This window comes from Sphingobacterium sp. SYP-B4668 (assembly GCF_027627455.1).
Classification (GTDB): domain Bacteria; phylum Bacteroidota; class Bacteroidia; order Sphingobacteriales; family Sphingobacteriaceae; genus Sphingobacterium.
This window is the reverse complement of record NZ_CP115483.1, coordinates 3,972,240-3,989,931: the sequence shown is the minus strand read 5'-3', so window position 1 is coordinate 3,989,931 and position 17,692 is coordinate 3,972,240. Positions and strand designations below refer to the sequence as shown.

Annotated in this window: 11 protein-coding genes; 5 read left to right on the top strand and 6 right to left on the bottom strand. The window is 42.4% G+C overall.

The window, feature by feature from the left end; all coding sequences use genetic code 11:
- Both OQ289_RS16330 and OQ289_RS16325 read left to right on the top strand, forming a co-directional pair.
- Positions 1–1,644, top strand: coding sequence for an FAD-dependent oxidoreductase (locus OQ289_RS16330; protein ID WP_270087915.1), 1,644 nt, complete (start codon positions 1–3; stop codon positions 1,642–1,644).
- Positions 1,645–1,674: 30 nt separating this feature from the next.
- Positions 1,675–3,516 (top strand): carbon starvation CstA family protein, encoded by a 1,842-nt coding sequence (locus OQ289_RS16325; RefSeq protein WP_270087914.1) that lies wholly within the window; start codon positions 1,675–1,677, stop codon positions 3,514–3,516.
- Between the two features lie 112 nt (positions 3,517–3,628).
- Here OQ289_RS16325 and OQ289_RS16320 read toward each other — a convergent pair whose 3' ends face one another.
- From OQ289_RS16320 to OQ289_RS16295, 6 genes are all read right to left on the bottom strand, one after another.
- Positions 3,629–6,109, bottom strand: a complete 2,481-nt coding sequence (locus OQ289_RS16320) for a phosphocholine-specific phospholipase C (protein ID WP_270087913.1) — start codon at positions 6,107–6,109, stop codon at positions 3,629–3,631.
- 20 nt (positions 6,110–6,129) lie between these two features.
- On the bottom strand, positions 6,130–7,572 hold the full coding sequence (locus tag OQ289_RS16315; protein ID WP_270087912.1) for a SusD/RagB family nutrient-binding outer membrane lipoprotein: 1,443 nt from the start codon (positions 7,570–7,572) through the stop codon (positions 6,130–6,132).
- A 15-nt stretch (positions 7,573–7,587) separates the two neighbouring features.
- Complete coding sequence (locus OQ289_RS16310; RefSeq protein WP_270087911.1) at positions 7,588–10,965, bottom strand: SusC/RagA family TonB-linked outer membrane protein; 3,378 nt, start codon at positions 10,963–10,965, stop codon at positions 7,588–7,590.
- A gap of 213 nt (positions 10,966–11,178) precedes the next feature.
- Positions 11,179–12,351 (bottom strand): FecR family protein, encoded by a 1,173-nt coding sequence (locus tag OQ289_RS16305; protein ID WP_270087910.1) that lies wholly within the window; start codon positions 12,349–12,351, stop codon positions 11,179–11,181.
- Between the two features lie 60 nt (positions 12,352–12,411).
- Complete coding sequence (locus tag OQ289_RS16300) at positions 12,412–13,008, bottom strand: RNA polymerase sigma factor (RefSeq protein WP_270087909.1); 597 nt, start codon at positions 13,006–13,008, stop codon at positions 12,412–12,414.
- Between the two features lie 180 nt (positions 13,009–13,188).
- Positions 13,189–13,653: an Lrp/AsnC family transcriptional regulator gene (locus OQ289_RS16295; protein WP_033565026.1), complete on the bottom strand. Its 465-nt coding sequence runs from the start codon at positions 13,651–13,653 to the stop codon at positions 13,189–13,191.
- 193 nt (positions 13,654–13,846) lie between these two features.
- Here OQ289_RS16295 and eat point away from each other — a divergent pair, with 193 nt between their 5' ends.
- From eat to OQ289_RS16280, 3 genes are read left to right on the top strand one after another with little or no spacing between them, the layout of a single operon-like run.
- The gene (gene eat, locus OQ289_RS16290) at positions 13,847–15,169 is read left to right on the top strand and encodes an ethanolamine permease (protein ID WP_270087908.1); all 1,323 of its coding nucleotides are present in this window, start codon (positions 13,847–13,849) and stop codon (positions 15,167–15,169) included.
- Positions 15,166–16,527 (top strand): glutamine synthetase family protein, encoded by a 1,362-nt coding sequence (locus OQ289_RS16285; protein WP_270087907.1) that lies wholly within the window; start codon positions 15,166–15,168, stop codon positions 16,525–16,527. The genes eat and OQ289_RS16285 overlap by 4 nt, the downstream gene beginning before the upstream one ends.
- A gap of 7 nt (positions 16,528–16,534) precedes the next feature.
- Positions 16,535–17,683 (top strand): iron-containing alcohol dehydrogenase, encoded by a 1,149-nt coding sequence (locus OQ289_RS16280; RefSeq protein WP_270087906.1) that lies wholly within the window; start codon positions 16,535–16,537, stop codon positions 17,681–17,683.
- The last annotated feature ends 9 nt before the right edge of the window (positions 17,684–17,692 follow it).

The following is a 17,692-nucleotide window of genomic DNA, read 5'->3' as shown; positions in this document are numbered from 1 at the left end:
ATGCGATATCTATGGTTTTTATTTGTTTTTTTGCTCGTTTTGAAACACGGTGCTGCACAGTCTAATACTAATACTGTAGATGTCTTGATTTACGGAGGAACTCCAGCAGCTCTAACTGCAGCCTTACAGGTAAAGCAAGCGGGTAAGTCTGTTATTGTTCTTTCACCTGATAAGCACTTGGGCGGTTTGAGTTCAGGGGGGCTGGGATTTACAGATACAGGTAATAAGACTGTAATAGGTGGTATGGCCAAGAGATTTTATCAAGATGTGTTTGATTATTATTCTCAACAATCGAGTTGGAAATGGCAAACCCGAGAATCTTTCGGTAACAAGGGACAGGGTACCGTTGCCATGGATAGTGAACACCAGACCATGTGGATTTTTGAGCCCCATGTCGCTGAGCATATTTTCGAATCATGGGTGAAGGATAATGCGATTACCGTAATACGCGAAGCTTATTTAGATAGGCGTGCAAAGAGCATAAATATGCAAAATGGACAAATTAAATCCATTAAGACGTTAGACGGTACCGTTTATAAAGCATTAATTTTTATCGATGCCACCTATGAAGGGGATCTCATGGCATTGGCAAAAGTAAGTTACGCAGTGGGACGTGAGTCGAATCAACAGTACGGAGAAAAGTGGAATGGTGTGCAGACGGGTGTTTTTCAACATCGTCATCACTTTGCGATTCCGATAAGTCCCTACAAGATTGAGGGCAATCCCAGAAGCGGATTGCTTTATGGCATCTCTAATCAAGTTCCAGGAACATATGGAAGTGCTGATCACAAATTACAGGCCTATTGTTTTCGCATGTGTTTGAGCAACAATGTCAACAACAAAGTCGATTTCCAAAAACCAGCTCGCTATAAGCCCGAAAATTATGAATTGCTCAAGCGTCTCTATCAGCATGGATGGGATGAGACGTTCCAAAAATTTGATTTGGTCCCCAATCACAAGACCGATGCTAATAATCACGGACCTTTTAGTACAGATTTCATTGGGATGAACTATAATTATCCAGAAGCGAGTTATAAAGAACGAAAAGCTATAGTGCAGGCGCATAAGGATTATCAAATGGGGCTGTATTACTTCATGAGCAATGATACGTCCGTACCGCAGACTGTTCGTGACAAAATGGCTACATGGGGTTTGGCAAAGGATGAGTTTGTGGACAATGGCAATTGGCCTTACCAATTGTATATTCGCGAGGCTAGACGCATGATTGGACAGTATGTCACCATTGAACAGAATATCTTGGGAGCTCGGTTGGTCTCCGATCCCATCGGTATGGGATCTTACACTTTAGATTCACACAATGTCCAACGGTATATTACCAAAGATGGGACGGTGCAAAACGAAGGGGATATCGGAGTGCACGTCCCCAAGCCCTATGCTATTTCTCTCGGTTCCATATTGCCCAAAAAGGACGAATGTACGAATTTATTGGTACCCGTATGTGTGTCTAGTTCGCATATTGCCTTTGGCTCCATTCGTATGGAACCTGTATTTATGGTCTTAGGACAAAGTGCTGGATGGATAGCCGCCCTAGCGCTTGATGATGACGGAATTGTGCAACATGTAGATTATAACCTATTGAAAAAACATCTGTTGTCTTCTGGCCAGATTTTAGGAGAAAAATGATAACTTAAAATAATATTTCGGACTTGATTTATGATGGACTTAGATAATATGAATGCCCTTACGTTAATTTTTGCATCGATTCTAATCTTTGCTATCGCCTACCGTTTTTATGGTATTTTTATCGCTAAAAAGGTATTAAGACTCAATGATGCAGTGACTACGCCTGCTATTGAATTTGCCGATGGACATGATTATGTCAAGACCGATCGAAAAGTCTTGTTTGGTCATCATTTTGCTGCGATTGCTGCTGCTGGCCCACTTGTGGGTCCCGTATTGGCGGCCCAGTTTGGCTATCTCCCTGGCACATTGTGGATTTTAATCGGATGCGTGTTGGGGGGAGGAGTACACGATATGGTCGTGCTCTTCGCGTCCGTGCGTCACAAGGGCCAGAGTTTGGCTACCATTGCGTCTAAGGAGATAGGGCCGGTCGTTGGCGGTATTGCTGGGGTGGCGGTCTTATTCATCCTCATTTTGACCTTAGCAGGGCTTTCGTTAGCTTGTATCAGTGCAATGCACGAAGCGCCTTGGTCTCTGTTTACCATTATCTTGACCATGCCCATTGCTATATTCATGGGGCTATTGATGCGGTATCGCGATGGCTCTGTAACGTTAGCCAGTATATTGGGCGGGATATTATTGATCGTGGGTATTATCGCAGGCCATCGCTTAATGGAAATCCCGGTCATCCATAATTTATTTGATTGGGATGTCAAGACCATCTCCATTGCCATCGCCGTGTACGGTTTTTTTGCTTCAGTATTGCCTATTTGGTTGCTCTTAGTACCTCGTGATTATCTCTCTACTTATCTTAAGATTGGTACTATCTTAATGTTGGCCGTTGGTATAGTATTCGTGGCTCCTAGTATTCAGATGCCGGCATTCACTAGTTTTGTCCATGGTGGTGGTCCTGTCATCGGTGGTCCTGTTCTTCCATTTATTTTTATCGTTATTGCTTGTGGAGCTATATCGGGTTTCCATGCTATTATTGCGACAGGTACTACACCAAAAATGTTGGGTACAGAGCGAGAGATTCTCTTTGTTGGTTATGGGGCTATGCTGGTGGAGGGGTTCGTGGCTTTAATGGCTATGATAGCTGCTTGTACCTTGATGCCTGGCGATTATTTTGCAATCAATACACCTACACAAGACTATGCGCAATTTTTGGCGCGACACCCACATTGGCATACTGTCGACTTGCCTCATTTTATCGAACGGATAGGAGTTGACTTACACGGGCGTACCGGAGGTGCAGTGTCTTTAGCGGTAGGTATGGCGCATATTTTTGATAAGGTGCCTTTTATGGATGATGTAATGGCCTATTGGTATAATTTTGCGATTATGTTTGAAGCTGTTTTCATCCTCACTGCCATCGATGCAGGTACTCGAGTAGGTCGTTTTTTTCTACAGGAAATGTTGGGTAGTGTAATCCCGGCCTTTAAGGATAAAGATTGGAAGCCCGGCATTTGGCTTTGCAGTGCTCTGTTTACCTTCTCTTGGGGTTATCTTGTTTTTACGGGCAGTGTTAGTAGTATTTGGCCTTTATTTGGCATTAGTAACCAATTGTTAGCTGCTTGTGGCCTCATTGTATGCACGACCATGTTGATTAGAATGAATAGAGGCAAATATGCATTATGTACAGCTATCCCTGGCGTCTTTATGGCAGGCATCACTTTTTGGGCGGGTTATCTACAAGTGATGGATATCTATATTCCCAAAGGCCAGATTTTATTGGCCTCCTTAGCTATACTCGCTATGTTTTTAATGATACTTGTATTTATTGGCACCTTTAGAAAATGGTATCTTTTATTTAAAGTAACAAATAAATTTGTTGATCGGAATGGAGAGTCGGTTAAGGTCTTAGTTGATCGATAGCAATTCTTTGAAGGCCCTAAGATAAATCTATGAACGGCTAAAATAGTGGTGGGAGTGGGGTGAAGAATGACCAGCCCAATAGATTTAGGCTGGTCATTTTGCAAGGATACGATTAGGCCATTAACGGGTCGCTTTTTTCAGCTTGTCCCACTTCTACACGTCCAGCAAAATGTTCAGAAAATCCTGCATATCCAATACAGCTTACGAGGATATCATACCAATGATAGTGCTTTGTGAGATTAATAGTTACCGTAGAACTACTGCCTCGTTTCAATTTTATCGTACGAGATGGCTGCCCATAACTTAGATCTTGTAGTGACACCTCAAGAATATGTTGTTCTAGGTTTGTCAAATGTATCAGTAATTTGCCTGTGAATCCTGTGCAGTTCTTTTCCCGCTCATAGTCGCAATAGACTTTAAGCTTTGGATTTTGCTTATCACCCATAAATGAACGGTAAAATCCATTTGGACCATAGACGGATAACTTATATCCCTCCTGATCCTGATTTTGCAGAGACCAGCTATCTTGTAGCTTATCTCCAGGAATCACGGCGTAATTCCAACTACGCCCCACTTCTCCTTGATAGCTTTTCTCGTTGTATACCGTGAATGCCGAACCCGCGGCACGATTCCCAAATACTTTATTTGCTGCCTCAAATGAAATGGTATAATTGGAGATGTCCTGATCCCAATGACCATTTACGTAAAGTTCGTATGGGAGCCCGCATGAATCGCGAAGTCCGCTTTCTTGGTTTGGAAATAGAGGAGATGTCTTCGATTGATGCTCTATCTCATCCATTTCTTCAGAATTCAATGCCTTGTAACCCTTGGGTACACTCCTAAACTGGGCTTGATGTATTTCTTTCAGGAAAGAGGTCTTGTCAATAAATTTAGGTTTGGCAATTACCTCTCCATGATAAGTTCTGAAGGCAGATGTTAGATCTCCGCATACTGTCCTTCTCCAAGCCGTAATATTGCTCTCTTTTATCTCCTTATTTTTTTTATGACTAATGAATTTTTCCAAAAACTGTAGCGGAGACGTATGATCGAAGACCTGTGAATTGACCCAGCCCCCTCTGGACCAAGGTGATGCTATGATCATCGGAACTCGATATCCTAGTCCAATATTGCTATCTCGTCCGCTTTCTGAGTAGTATTGGTCCTCTTTGCGCACATACTCAAGGCGTGTGTCGATTTCTTTAGAAGTTTTACCCGACCCTTCTCGATAAGGGTTGGGAGCGGCGAATGGAGCTATATGGTCAAAGTACCCATCGTTCTCGTCATAAGTTAAGATAAAGATGGTCTTTTTCCATACCTCAGGATTTTCGGTCAAAATATCCATTACCTCACTCACATACCAAGCGCCAAACCATGGAGAGTCCGGATGATCTGAAAATAATTGTGGTGGTGCTAGCCATGATACCGTAGGCAGTTTGCCCGACTGGACGTCTTTACGAAATTGATAAAGTATGTCACCCTTGGGAATATGAAGTTCACGAGTACCGTCACCCTCTTGGTACTCCATTTTCTCTAGTTGCATATAGTCAGGATCCATGCTGTTGTTTACAAAAGCACGTCTGTGTATATCCTTTGTATATTCGCTTAGCTTCTCAAAATTTTCCTGTGTATAGATATCCTGTTCTGTGATGAGTTCTTGGAGTTTCTTTTGCAATTTCCCAAGTTCCTCTCCTTTAATAATTCCCGCTTGGCTAAGCTCTTGTAGCTTTGTTTCCAATTGTTCTCTTTTCTCCGTTAAGAGGGCTCGATACCTTTTACTGTACTTGACCTGATATTGCGGAAAGTACTCCATGACATTGCATCCAAAGTTTGCCAACCAGCTGTTTGCCTGCCCACTATAGCCTGCACTACTGGATGAAATTTCATTTTGATAAATTTTCCAGTCTACACCTATATCAGACAGTCGCTCTGGAAAGGTCTTCCAAGTGGCCTTACCACTAAATTCAGAATCACCGTTCCATATTAAAGCCTTGCCGGTCAGGTTTTCTCGGATATTGCCTGTCCAAAAATAGAGCCGGTTGGGGTTAGTGCCGGTCAAACTGGAACAAAAATGTTGGTCGCAGATGGTAAAAGCATCCGCCAACGAGTAGTAAAAGGGAATATCTTCACGTGTATAGTGCCCCATCGTCAGGGGCATGTCGGCAAATTCCTTAAAACCTGATCGCTTAACATCCAGCCACCGATTCATCTTTCCCTGATTACGAGCATCTGTTTGATCGGTCCAGTTGTGTGGTAGACACCCCATCCAAGTAACTTTGGAGTCTTTTATATCTAATCGAAAGGAAGTATACGTCTCTCCATTTGATTGGGATTGTAACCATACTTTCCGTTGATTGGGCTGTCGGACAGCGCGTGGATCATTAAACCCCCTAACACCTTTTAATGTGCCAAAGGCATGATCGAATGATCGGTTTTCTTGCATAAGTAAAACCACATGTTCGGCATCGTAGAATGTGCTGCCCAACTCAGGTTGGATTGCCATGGCTTTAGCGATGGCCGGAGGCAATAGGTGTGAGAATGACATTCCTCCAGCCAACATAGCGGCTTTTTTTAAAAAATCTCTTCTATTATCCATATCTAACTGCTATATGATTACTATTTGATTAACCACATGCTAGCATTTGTGTTGTCTCCTTCAGGGTATTGTCTTTCGATTGCCTGCTGTACATGTTCTTCATTGTATTGGATCTCTGTCAGTGGATATTGCCAACGCTTTGGTACCTTGCCTCCATTTAATGTGCCAGGGCCTACACGTAAGATAGGGATGCCTGTACGACGTTGTTCATAGAAAGGTTCCCAACCGGAATTCATAAAGAAAGCGATATATTTTTGGGTCAAGATTTTGATCAGCACATCACCACTACTTAGAGCGACGAGCGGCATCGAGAGATAGGTATCTGCCTGTTGTTCATCAATCTTATAAAAGTCCATGGATGCTACCACTCCATTGCGGTAGTGTTGATTAATAGTGCCCGCTGCCCAACCTCGATGGATGCCCTCAGCTATAATAAATTCCTGCTCGGCATAGCTCATAAAGATCATAGGCTCATTAACCGGATTACGTAGGTCAACATATCTTCGAGCAATAAGGGATGAACCTGCTGCAGTGCTTTGCTGGTCAGCTGGAGAGAGCCCTGCATCTACACCTTTATAGCTGGAAAATTGACCTGCAGGCATTCCAGAGATAGGATCTCCAAATGAGAATAACCTTGGGTCCTGACGATTCTTCAGAAGTTTGACGAAGGATTCCTCTAAAGACACGAGTGTAGCTACGCTGAGGTGTCCAGCAGTAGGGTAGTAGTTGGATGGGTCAGTGGTGTTGAATACGATTTGACCATTGTCACTATTGCTCTCCATCAATGGATAGTGGGTAGGATTACTGATTATGCTATTGAATTGTTCTTTGATTCTAATCTTAGACTGTCCCTCTTTCTTGGACAGGTGTATCAACAGACGTAATCGGAAAGCGTTGACAAGTTTCTTCCAGCGTAAGATATTACCACCATATATAATGTCGCCATCTATAGTGCCATTGGTCGGTTGGAGTAAATCGTTTGCTTCTTCGAGCTCCTTGAGTAAACCTTCGTAAATATCTTCTTGGGTATCGTAGGCCGGTTTACGTATATCCTTTTCGGCAAGTAGGGCCTCTCGGTAAGGAATATCACCAAATGTCTCGGTCAATCTTGAAAAAAAGATTGCCCTAAAAAGTTTAGCTACGCCTTGATAGTTAGGATGATCCTTAGCAAGATCTTGCAGCTTTTGGACCTGCATGAGATTTTCATAGCCACCGAATGAACTCCTGTTCCAATTGTAATTAATGGATTCACTCGGACGTTCGTAGTAGGTCAAATGGCGCGTGGCGTAGGCAGCGTCTATGGGATTATTATTGAATATCGTCTGACAAATCCTAGACATTAACAGTGCCGGTGTGGCATTAGTTGGTTTATTGGGATTGTCTTGATAATAGCCAAACTTCTGACAGCTAGAGGTCAGGAAGCTAGCGGTCAAAATAATGATACTGAAATATATGATCTTCATGAGCTTGATTGCAGTTTAGAATTTAAGATTAATGTTGAAACCGATATTACGGGTAGTGGGCTCTGCTAAATACAACTCGTCACTATTAGCTCCACCATTATATCCATCAGGGTCCATATAAGGTACTTTGGACCATAAAAATAGATTTCGCCCTACGAGAGAAAGACTAGCGCTCTTAAAAGGAGTCTTGGTCAATAAGCTTTTTGGCATATTGTAACTGAGTGTGACTTCCCGTAATTTGACGAAAGTACGGTCATATAGATTAGATTCGTCGATTCCATTGGTGTAGCGAGCAAATACCCAGTCTACATAATTAACTGCAGTTGTATTGGGTTCGAATGTGCGTGTATCACTGGTGATATTCCCCTGCGCATCATATGATACGGAGCCTCCCGACTGTTGTACACCACCTGCTTGATAGGTTTTGCTACCTGCATAAGCGTCGTCGCGGTAACTATTAGCAGTATTGGGATGCATGCCGCCCTCATACATCTTGGCTTCCAATCCGTTGTACATTTTTCCTCCAATGCGCCCATCGATGGCAAACGACAATCCGAAATCCTTATATTGGAAATTATTACTGAAACCAAATTCCCAATCTGGGAGTATGTGGCCGAGGTTGACTTCTTGATTGATATATTGCGGTATGCCGTTCTCGTGGACAATTTGTCCATCAGGAGATTTTTGCCAAGCCCATCCCCTGTATACATCTCGACGTTCGCCAACTCGTACCCCGCCACGGATTTCTTCTCCGCCATGATATTCTAATACGGTATTGCGTAGTTTGGAATAGTTAATGATTGTGGCCCATTTAAAATCTGTGGTCTGTATGGGGGTACCGCTTACTACTACTTCGATACCCCGCCTGCGATTACGGTCGCCATTGACTCGTACTTCGCGGTAACCCGATGCAGTCGAGAGTGGTATATCCACCACATTATTGGTCAAGTCGTAGTTGAAAAAGGTAAAGTCTGCCCCAATCCTATTGTTTAAAAGGCGAAGTTCGGCCCCATACTCCTGAGAAATAGTTTTATTTGGTTTCAATCCTGGGGATATCAATGAATACGGTAAGTATAGTGATGGAGTTCCATTCCATCTGCTCCCAATCGTATATGTCTGCAAGCTACTATACGCAGAGACATCTGTCGTCGCATCGGTAACGGCGCCTCTCAATTTGAACATAGATATTGCGTCAGGTAGGCGGAACATCTCGGAGACCATCAGACTAAGTGATGCTGATGGGTAGAAATAGGAATTGTGCGGAGATTGAAGTGCTGATGTCCAATCATTACGACCGGTAATACTCAAAGTAGCCATATTGCGGTAATCCAAATCTACATATCCGTACAATCCGTATACTTGCTTCTCTATACGTTCATTGGTTGAACGCAATGGGTCACGTGAATTATCCAGATTGTACCATCCTGGAACGGATAATCCACCTGTTGTTCTCGACTCTAACCGATTGTATTGGTCTAATCTAGTGCTCGCACCGACACTGGCGGTCAGATTGAATGGCGAGCTCACCTGCTTATTATAGGTCAAAAGTGCATCACTTACGAACCGCATCCTATTATTGCGATTGATGGAATAGTTACCATATGGTGCTGCATCTGTTCCGTAATTGATATAGCTATAGGGTGTACGGGATTCACTGTTTGCAAAATTGGAGGTAATACCACCTCTTACTAATAATTTGAGGTCGTTGGTAAAGGTATATTTAAGATTACCCTGCGATACAACTACATCGTTTGTGTAGCCCCGTTCTTTCTCATAAGCTAGAAACCACGGATTGTTGTACCAACTGTAGTTGTATGTAAGTTGTTCCAAGCCGTCGCGGCCCGGTTTCCAATAATTCCGCATATCCATGATGTCTACTTCAGGCCCCATCCATAAGACAATATTGTAGAGGAAATTGTCTGGTGAGTATCCACTTGTAGGATAGTTGGGAGAATATTGTCTATTGTAGGACAGCGTAGCCTCAGCTTCTAATTTGTTATTGATTTTGAGCTTTCCTGCTAGATTGAGGGTGGTTGCATTGAGTTTTGTATTGGGCACCTGTCCCTTTTGATACATATGCGAAAGGGAAATACGGTAATCCGTACGGTCAGTAGTTCCTGCTACACTTAGATTGTGAGTCGTCATCAGTCCACTATTCAAGAAATTCTTTAGATTGTCTTCGCCCCTAGATATCCAAGGTAGCGGTTTTAACTTGTTTGTAGCAGGGTCCAGTGAACTGTTGTATTGTGGAATCTCGACAAATCCACTAGCTGTAGATGCATCAGGTTGGTTGAGCTTAGGGCCCCATACATATCCATATGCATCATTAACCCCCCCCCCCTTTCCATCCACAAATGCATACTTGCCATTGAATCCCATTCCATACTCACGCTGTGTTTCTGGAATTCTTAAAAATCCTGCCTGAAACTGTGTGCTCGAATTGTAGGATAATTCTACACCTGCAGCACCACCTTTTCCTTTTTTAGTAGTAATCATGATGGCACCGTTTTGGGCGACCGATCCGTAGAGTGCCGAGGAAGCCGTACCCTTAAGTACCGTAATATTTTCAATGTCATCGGCATTGAGGCTCCACATGTCAAACCCATCAGGAGCAGGTACTCCATCGATAACGATTGTTGTAGCGGCTCCTCGTAGGGTTATAGCCGGATTTTCGAAAAGCGTTGATCTTGCGTCAATGCGTAGTCCAGCTACTTTACCCACTAGATTAGCAGCGACATTGGATTCGCGCGCTACGCTCAGACTCTCGCCTTTTACGTCTTGTAGAGCATAAGCTACTTTACGCTTCTCTTTGCTAATGCCCAGGGCCGTCACGACGACTTCTTCCATACGACTGGATATAGTTTCGAGTGTAATGCTTAAGGTGGTCCCATTAGCTACTACCTCTTTGCTGTCATAACCGATAAATGTAAAAATCAGGGTTGTATGGAGGGGGACCCTGAGCGAGAAATGGCCATTTTCATCGGTCGTTGTTCCAATTTTGTTATCCTGTTTACTCCTTACAGATACACCTGCCAATATTCCTGCGGAGTCCCTCACGGTCCCCGTAACCTCTACCTGCGGTATTTCTTTTACCTCGGCATGAGATTCCATTAGGGTAATGGTGCGGGACATCTTTTGATAAGTTAGTTTGCGAGGAGTCAGTAATTGTTCCAATACTTCGTCCATCGGAGTATTCCTTATGGACATGTTGACTAAAGTCGACTTATTGATAAGTGAACTCGAGTAGAAGAACTTATAGTGGGTCTGCTTCGCAATGTCCTTTAGTACCTCTTCTAAGGATAAGTTCCTTGCAGTAATACTAATCTGTTGGCCATTTGTGCGCGCATGCAGTGTAAGTGAAAATAAAAAAAACAGGGCAAATGTCAGTTTCATTTTTCGATAAATCATTTTTTTGTCAAGACAATACCAATTTATACTCTTTGGTTTTTTGCCATGAGGGAAATATTCCATAATTTTGAATATGAGGTTGTTTAATTTTTTATTGAACAGCTTTTTATTGAACAAATGGCGGAGATGTTACAACCATCTCCGTTTTTGTTATATCAAAGGGTTATTTGTCAGGGTTTTCTATCATAGGCCTTATTTTTATGGTTTTACAATCAGATTTTTTTCGTGTAGTACAAATTCGACTTTACTAACTGCTTTGAGCATCGCTAATACACCACTCAACTTACTATTACGATCCACACTACCGCTGTAGCGTCCTGTGGGCAATGCACCTCCTTCTACTGTTACATTAAGGTTGTACCAGAGGGCCACATCCTGAAGAATTTTAGCCAATGCCTCATCTTTGAAATAGAAGTAGCCATCTTTCCAAGCAGTGGCGCTTTCGAGATCGGCATCCGTCATTCTAAATTCGTTGTTGTCTACGTTAAGGGTCACCTTTTTACCAGGGTATAGTTTCAGTATCTTGTTCTGATAGCTGGCTTCTACTAGGCCACTTACTAAGGTAGTGGAAATATGCCTCGGACTATAGGCCCGTACATTGAATGATGTGCCCAATACGGCAATCGTTAGTTCATTTGCCTGTACTTTAAAAGGACGTTTTGCATCTTTTACTACCTCGAAGAAGGCTTCCCCTTCGACTTTTACCTGTCTTTCATTAGCGGCAAATTGGTCAGGAAAATACAGTTTGGAATTGGCGTTGAGCCACACCTTTGTCCCATCCGGTAATTTCATTTCAAAAGTCCCACCCATAGGCACCTCTAGAATATTCCATTGGGCTGTATTTGTAGCTCGATTAGTCCCCATATAACTCAATTTTCCGTTGTCGGAATGAATTTCGGCGCCATTAATGTTATCCCGTATTTGATTTGAACCGTTTAGATTCACCGTTTTTCCATTCGAGAGTAATAGGCGGGCTTGACTACCTCCGGGTTCAATATCATTTGGCTGTATCTGAGTAATAGTAAGGGTGGACGGTTCTGCTTTGTCAATCAAACGGTGACGCCACCAAATACCTGCTATACTGATCAGTATCACCGCCGCTGCAGACCAGATCAGTGGTTTGATTTTTCGCTGTTTTGAAGAGCGTACGACTTTTTCTTTCAAGCGTAGGTCAACATTCCCCACTATTCGATGGACTTCATCCGAATAGGTGTCCTGTTGTTTTTCCAATTCGCGATGGACCAGTTCTTGAAGTTTCTCGTCTAAATGTGTTTGTCCAAAATAGGCCAATAGCCTATCTATTTCGGATGGTGTACATGTATTGCTTATGAAATCATTAAACAATCGTGATATGTCTTTTTCTCTTTCCAAGTTGGTCGTTTATATACATTACGCTTAACTTTGAAAAAGTCACTACACGAAAAAAAAAAATTATCTTATCCAGAAGAACAGTAGCAAATAGGGGAGATTGACGGGGTCGGTCAGGAAGAGTTGCATTTTTTTATTAGCTCTTGTAAGGTGCGTACTGATGGTATTGGTCGAGATATTTAATAAGTCCGAAACCTCCTGATAACTGCGTCCTTCTATCTTACACAGTTCAAATACCTGTCTACACTGTGGTGAAAGTCTTTGCAGAGCTCTATCCAATAATTCTTTGCGTTCTTTGTTATCCAACAGTTGGTCGATATGTTGGTAACTGATCTCACTTACAGCTGTCAAATAATCTCTATAATCCCTGTTGCGACAAGATTTACGGTAACTATCTGTGACCATATTGGAAGCTATGCGGTATAGATAGGCCCCAAAAGACCGATTCGGATCTATATCGACCCTGTTTTCCCAGATTTTGAGAAAGATATCATGGAGCATATCTTCCACCATTTGGGGGGATTTGAGCAATTTGAGAAGATTTGCCGTTATTTGATACTTATATGTGCTATATAACCATTCAAAGGCTTCCACGTCACCTGACTGCAGCCGGACAACCCAATATATATGTGTTGAATTTTCTATAGTAGTTCTCATCATACTTCGGGCAAAACTATCAATTGGATATAAAATCAGTAACAATGAATGTTGAAGTTTATAATAACAAACTGTTAACAAGGGCCGATTTGGATTATAACAAAGCTATGAATTATAAGGCTTATTCGCTATATGTTGATAGAATATTTATTCGTAAAGTACTCAGGAGCCGTATGTAGTAGATTAAATAAATAGTGGAAGCTCAGTTGAATTCACCACTTCTTTCATGACGAAGTAGCTTTCCATATGCCTGATGCCCTTAATTGTTGCCAATTTTTTAAAGTTGAATTCATGGTAATGATCTACATCCCGCGCCATGACCTTGAGTTGATAGTCAAATGCACCTGTTACATGAAAGCACTCTACCACCTCTGGAATTTTCTGGATTTCTTCCATAAACAACAATGCGTTTTCACTGGAATGTTTTTCCATACTGATCGATACGAGCACCATGAGATTGAGGCCAAGCTTTTTCCTGTCCAACAGATAGACTTTCTTTTTTAACATGGACATGGATATCAACTTTTTTATCCGTTCATATACAGGTGTCATCGATAGGTTGACCCGATCCGAAATTTCTTTGTTGCTCGTATTGGCGTCCCGTTGCAAAATATCCAAAATCATGAGGTCTTTTTCGTCAAATTTCATATTTATAGGAATATAAGTCTAAAAATGGTTGTACCTACTAGTATGTTAGTAGTATTTAACTGCAAAATTTAGCAAAGCAAAATTATTTTACTAAAAATTCACAAGATACTAGTTGTATTATGCTAATGTAGAAAATAAAACAGTAATTTCACTTTACTAAACTGATTAACTTAATATTAACCTAACATCAATTATGAGTGATCCTCAACTAAAGAAAGTCCTTGGTCCTGTCATGTTATGGGGGTTGGGAGTAGGATACGTGATTTCCGGTATGTATTTTGGATGGAATCTGGGACTTGCGGAGGGAGGTACACTGGGCCTCGCTATCGCTACAGTATTCATTATTGCCATGTACCTGACTTTTACATTCAGTTATACAGAGATGGCCTGTGCCATTCCAAAAGCGGGAGGCGCCTTCGAATACGCTAATAGGGGGTTGGGTAAGCAATTGGGATTTGTAGCTGGAATTACCCAGAATATAGAATTCGTATTTGCACCTCCAGCCATTGCTGCAGCGATTGGCGCTTACCTGAATTTACTCTATCCCTCCATTGACTATCTAACATTTGCGATAGGTGCATATGTCATTTTCACCTCTATGAATATCCTAGGGGTCAAATTGGCTGCCTCTTTTGAACTTGTGATTACTGTTCTCGCTGTTGTCGAGCTATTGATATTTGCAGGTGTTACATTACCGGAAATTAAGTTTTCTAATCTCGAACACAATGCATTACCCAATGGTGTTTCCGGAATCTTTGCTGCTATTCCATTTGCAATCTGGTTTTTTCTTGCCATTGAAGGTATTGCGAATGTGGCAGAAGAAACGATTAATCCACAAAGAAATGTATTAATTGGTTTCGGTTCTGCAATATTGACGCTGGTTGTATTATGTGTAATTACATTTTTATCAGCAGTGGGAGTTGCAGGGTGGGAAACGATTGTCTATCCACCCGGAAGTGTCGAACCGTCGGATTCACCTCTGCCGTTGGCCATCGCACAGGTTATAGATAGTTCCCATATCTTGTACAAGCTGTTGATAGGTGTTGGGTTGCTAGGGCTGATAGCTTCATTTCATGGTATTATCCTTGCTGGTGGACGTGCCACCTTTGAATTTGGACGGGTGGGGTACGCACCTCCAATGCTTGGAAAAGTGCATAGTCGTTTTAAGACTCCTGCAAATGCTTTAGTTGCCAATATGGTCGTGGGGGTAATCGCTCTTTTTACTGGAAAAACTGGTGAGATTATCACTATTGCATGTTTTGGAGCCATTTGTCTTTACATCATATCTATGATTTCGTTTTTTGCTCTGAGGCGGAAAGAACCAGACCTTGTCAGACCTTTTAAGGTTCCACTATATCCCTTATTTCCGATGACAGCATTGGTAATCGCTAGTGTTTGTCTAGTTGCCATGATGTACTACAATCCGAAGATAGCACTTGTATTTGCTAGCTTAGTGGGCTTATCCTATTTGTATTTCTTACTCTTCCTTGGCAAGGATAAAAAAGCTAAATTATGATGGACAGAAATGAGATTATTTCTAAATTGAAAGAAAGTGCAAGTTCGCACGTAAAGGTTGCAGTGACCGATATAGATGGTGTACTGCGAGGTAAACTCATGCATCGAGAAAAGTTTATTTCGGCGCTGGAGAGCGAATTCGGATTCTGTTCAGTGGTATTCGGATGGGATACTAATGACCAGGTTTATGATAACGTTGCTATAACAGGATGGCATACTGGATATGGTGACTTTCCTGCTCGGATAGATGAAAGCACATTTCGGATTACTCCTTGGCAGGAAGATATTCCCTTTTTTCTTGCAGATTTCGATTCTTCGCTTTCCGATGGGGAGTATGTTTGCCCTCGGGCACTCCTCAAAAAGGTAATAGATCAGACGCAACAACAGGGGTATACACCTATTTTTGCACAAGAGTTTGAGTGGTTTAATTTTCTAAAAGCTCAACCGGGATCTAATCTAGCTAGCTTTAGGGAAGCGACACCAATCACCTCCGGAATGTTTGGTTATTCTATTTTAAGAATGTCAGACAATTTTGAATACTTCCGTGATTTGTGCCAGATGCTCGAAAGATTTGATATCCCTGTGGAGGGATTACATACGGAGACTGGTCCAGGAGTATTGGAAGCCGCGATTCAATGTAGTGGAGCACTTGAAGCAGCTGATAGGGCCACGCTTTTCAAATCCGCTGTTAAGGATATTGGTAAGAAGTACGGAATCGCAGCTAGTTTCATGGCCAAACAGACGAAAGAGCTTCCTGGTTGTAGCGGACATGTACATCAAAGCTTATGGGATGTCGAAAAATCCACGAATCTTTTTTACGATGCAAGAGATAAATTCCATATGAGCCCATTAATGAAGCATTATCTTGCGGGGCAACTCCATTGCCTCCCCGAGATACTGCCCATGTTTGCCCCCACGGTCAATAGTTATAAAAGGCTTACCGAAGGAGCTTGGGCTCCAACCACTTTGACTTGGGGCATTGACAATAGGACTACAGCTCTTAGGGTCATCTCTGGAGGTCCGAAATCTACCCGTATAGAGCATCGGGTAGTCGGTTCGGATGTCAACCCTTACCTCGCTGTAGCAGCTTGCCTCGCCAGTGGACTATATGGAATTAAGCACAAGCTGTCATTAGACAATCCACATACGGTGGGCAATGGCTATCGCGACATACAGTTTGGTACATTGCCAGTCAATCTTTATGAAGCGACCAGCCGGATGAGTCAGTCTAAGCTGGCGTCCGAGCTCTTTGGAGAGAAATTCGTAGACCATTTCACCCAATCGAGATTTTGGGAATGGAGACAATTCTCTGAGCAGGTCACAGATTGGGAGACAAAGAGATACTTTGAAATTATTTAACATCACAATGAATACAGATAAAATTTATGGCTTTAATTTTCCTACGCCTATTCGCTTTGGTGCAGGATCTATAGATGAATTGCCCGACTATCTGAAGAGCAATGGTCTCCATCGTCCTTTGTTGGTCACCGATCCAATCATTGCTGGACTTCCTTTTTTTAAAAAGATTCTAGAAAAATTGACCAGCAAAGGTATAGATACGATTGTTTATAAGGAACTTCACAAGAATCCAGTGAAATCCGATGTTCTTCAGGGCGGAGACGCATTTCATGAAAGTAAAAGAGACTCCATTATAGGTGTGGGTGGGGGAGCAGCCTTGGATGTGGCCCGTGCTATTGCATTACGGGTTCATCACAATCGTGATCTGTTCGATTACGACGACCTTATTGGTGGAGATATTTACGTAACAAATGAAATTCCACATCTGATTACCGTACCTACTACTGCCGGGACGGGTAGTGAAGTCGGCCGGAGTGCCATCATTTCCGAAGACGATACCAAAAGGAAAAGAATACTTTTCAGTCCACGGTTAATGGCTAAGATTGTTTTTGCCGATCCTATGCTTACCATGGATCTACCGCCTTTCACAACAGCGGCGACAGGAATGGACGCGCTGACCCATAATATAGAAGCTTATTTGGCAAAAGGGTATCATCCCATGTGTGATGGTATTGCCCTTGAAGGGATTGCCTTAATTGCTGATGGAATTGTAACTGCGACAAAAAGGCCGGATTTGGAGGCTCGTTCCAAAATGCTCCTTGCATCGTTAATGGGGGCTGTGGCTTTTCAAAAAGGATTAGGCGTAGTCCATAGTCTTGCCCATCCACTATCTACATTATTGGATACCCATCATGGACTGGCTAACGCCGTCAACCTTCCGTATGGAATGCAATTCAACTATGAAGGATGTGAACCTCGTTTTGATAAGATTGGAAGCGCATTGGGGCTTGGCCATCATGTAGGAAATACGGTAGTCGATTATCTTTTTGATCTCAATAATCGGTTAGATTTGCCGACTCGCCTATCTTCCATAGGTGTGGAACGTGAACATTTGCACGCCTTGTCAGAGCTGGCCTATGCTGATTTTTGCCACCCATCTAATCCCAAGCCCGTTTCTCAGGATGATTTTCATAATATTTACCAACGCGCATTTTAACTAGATAGC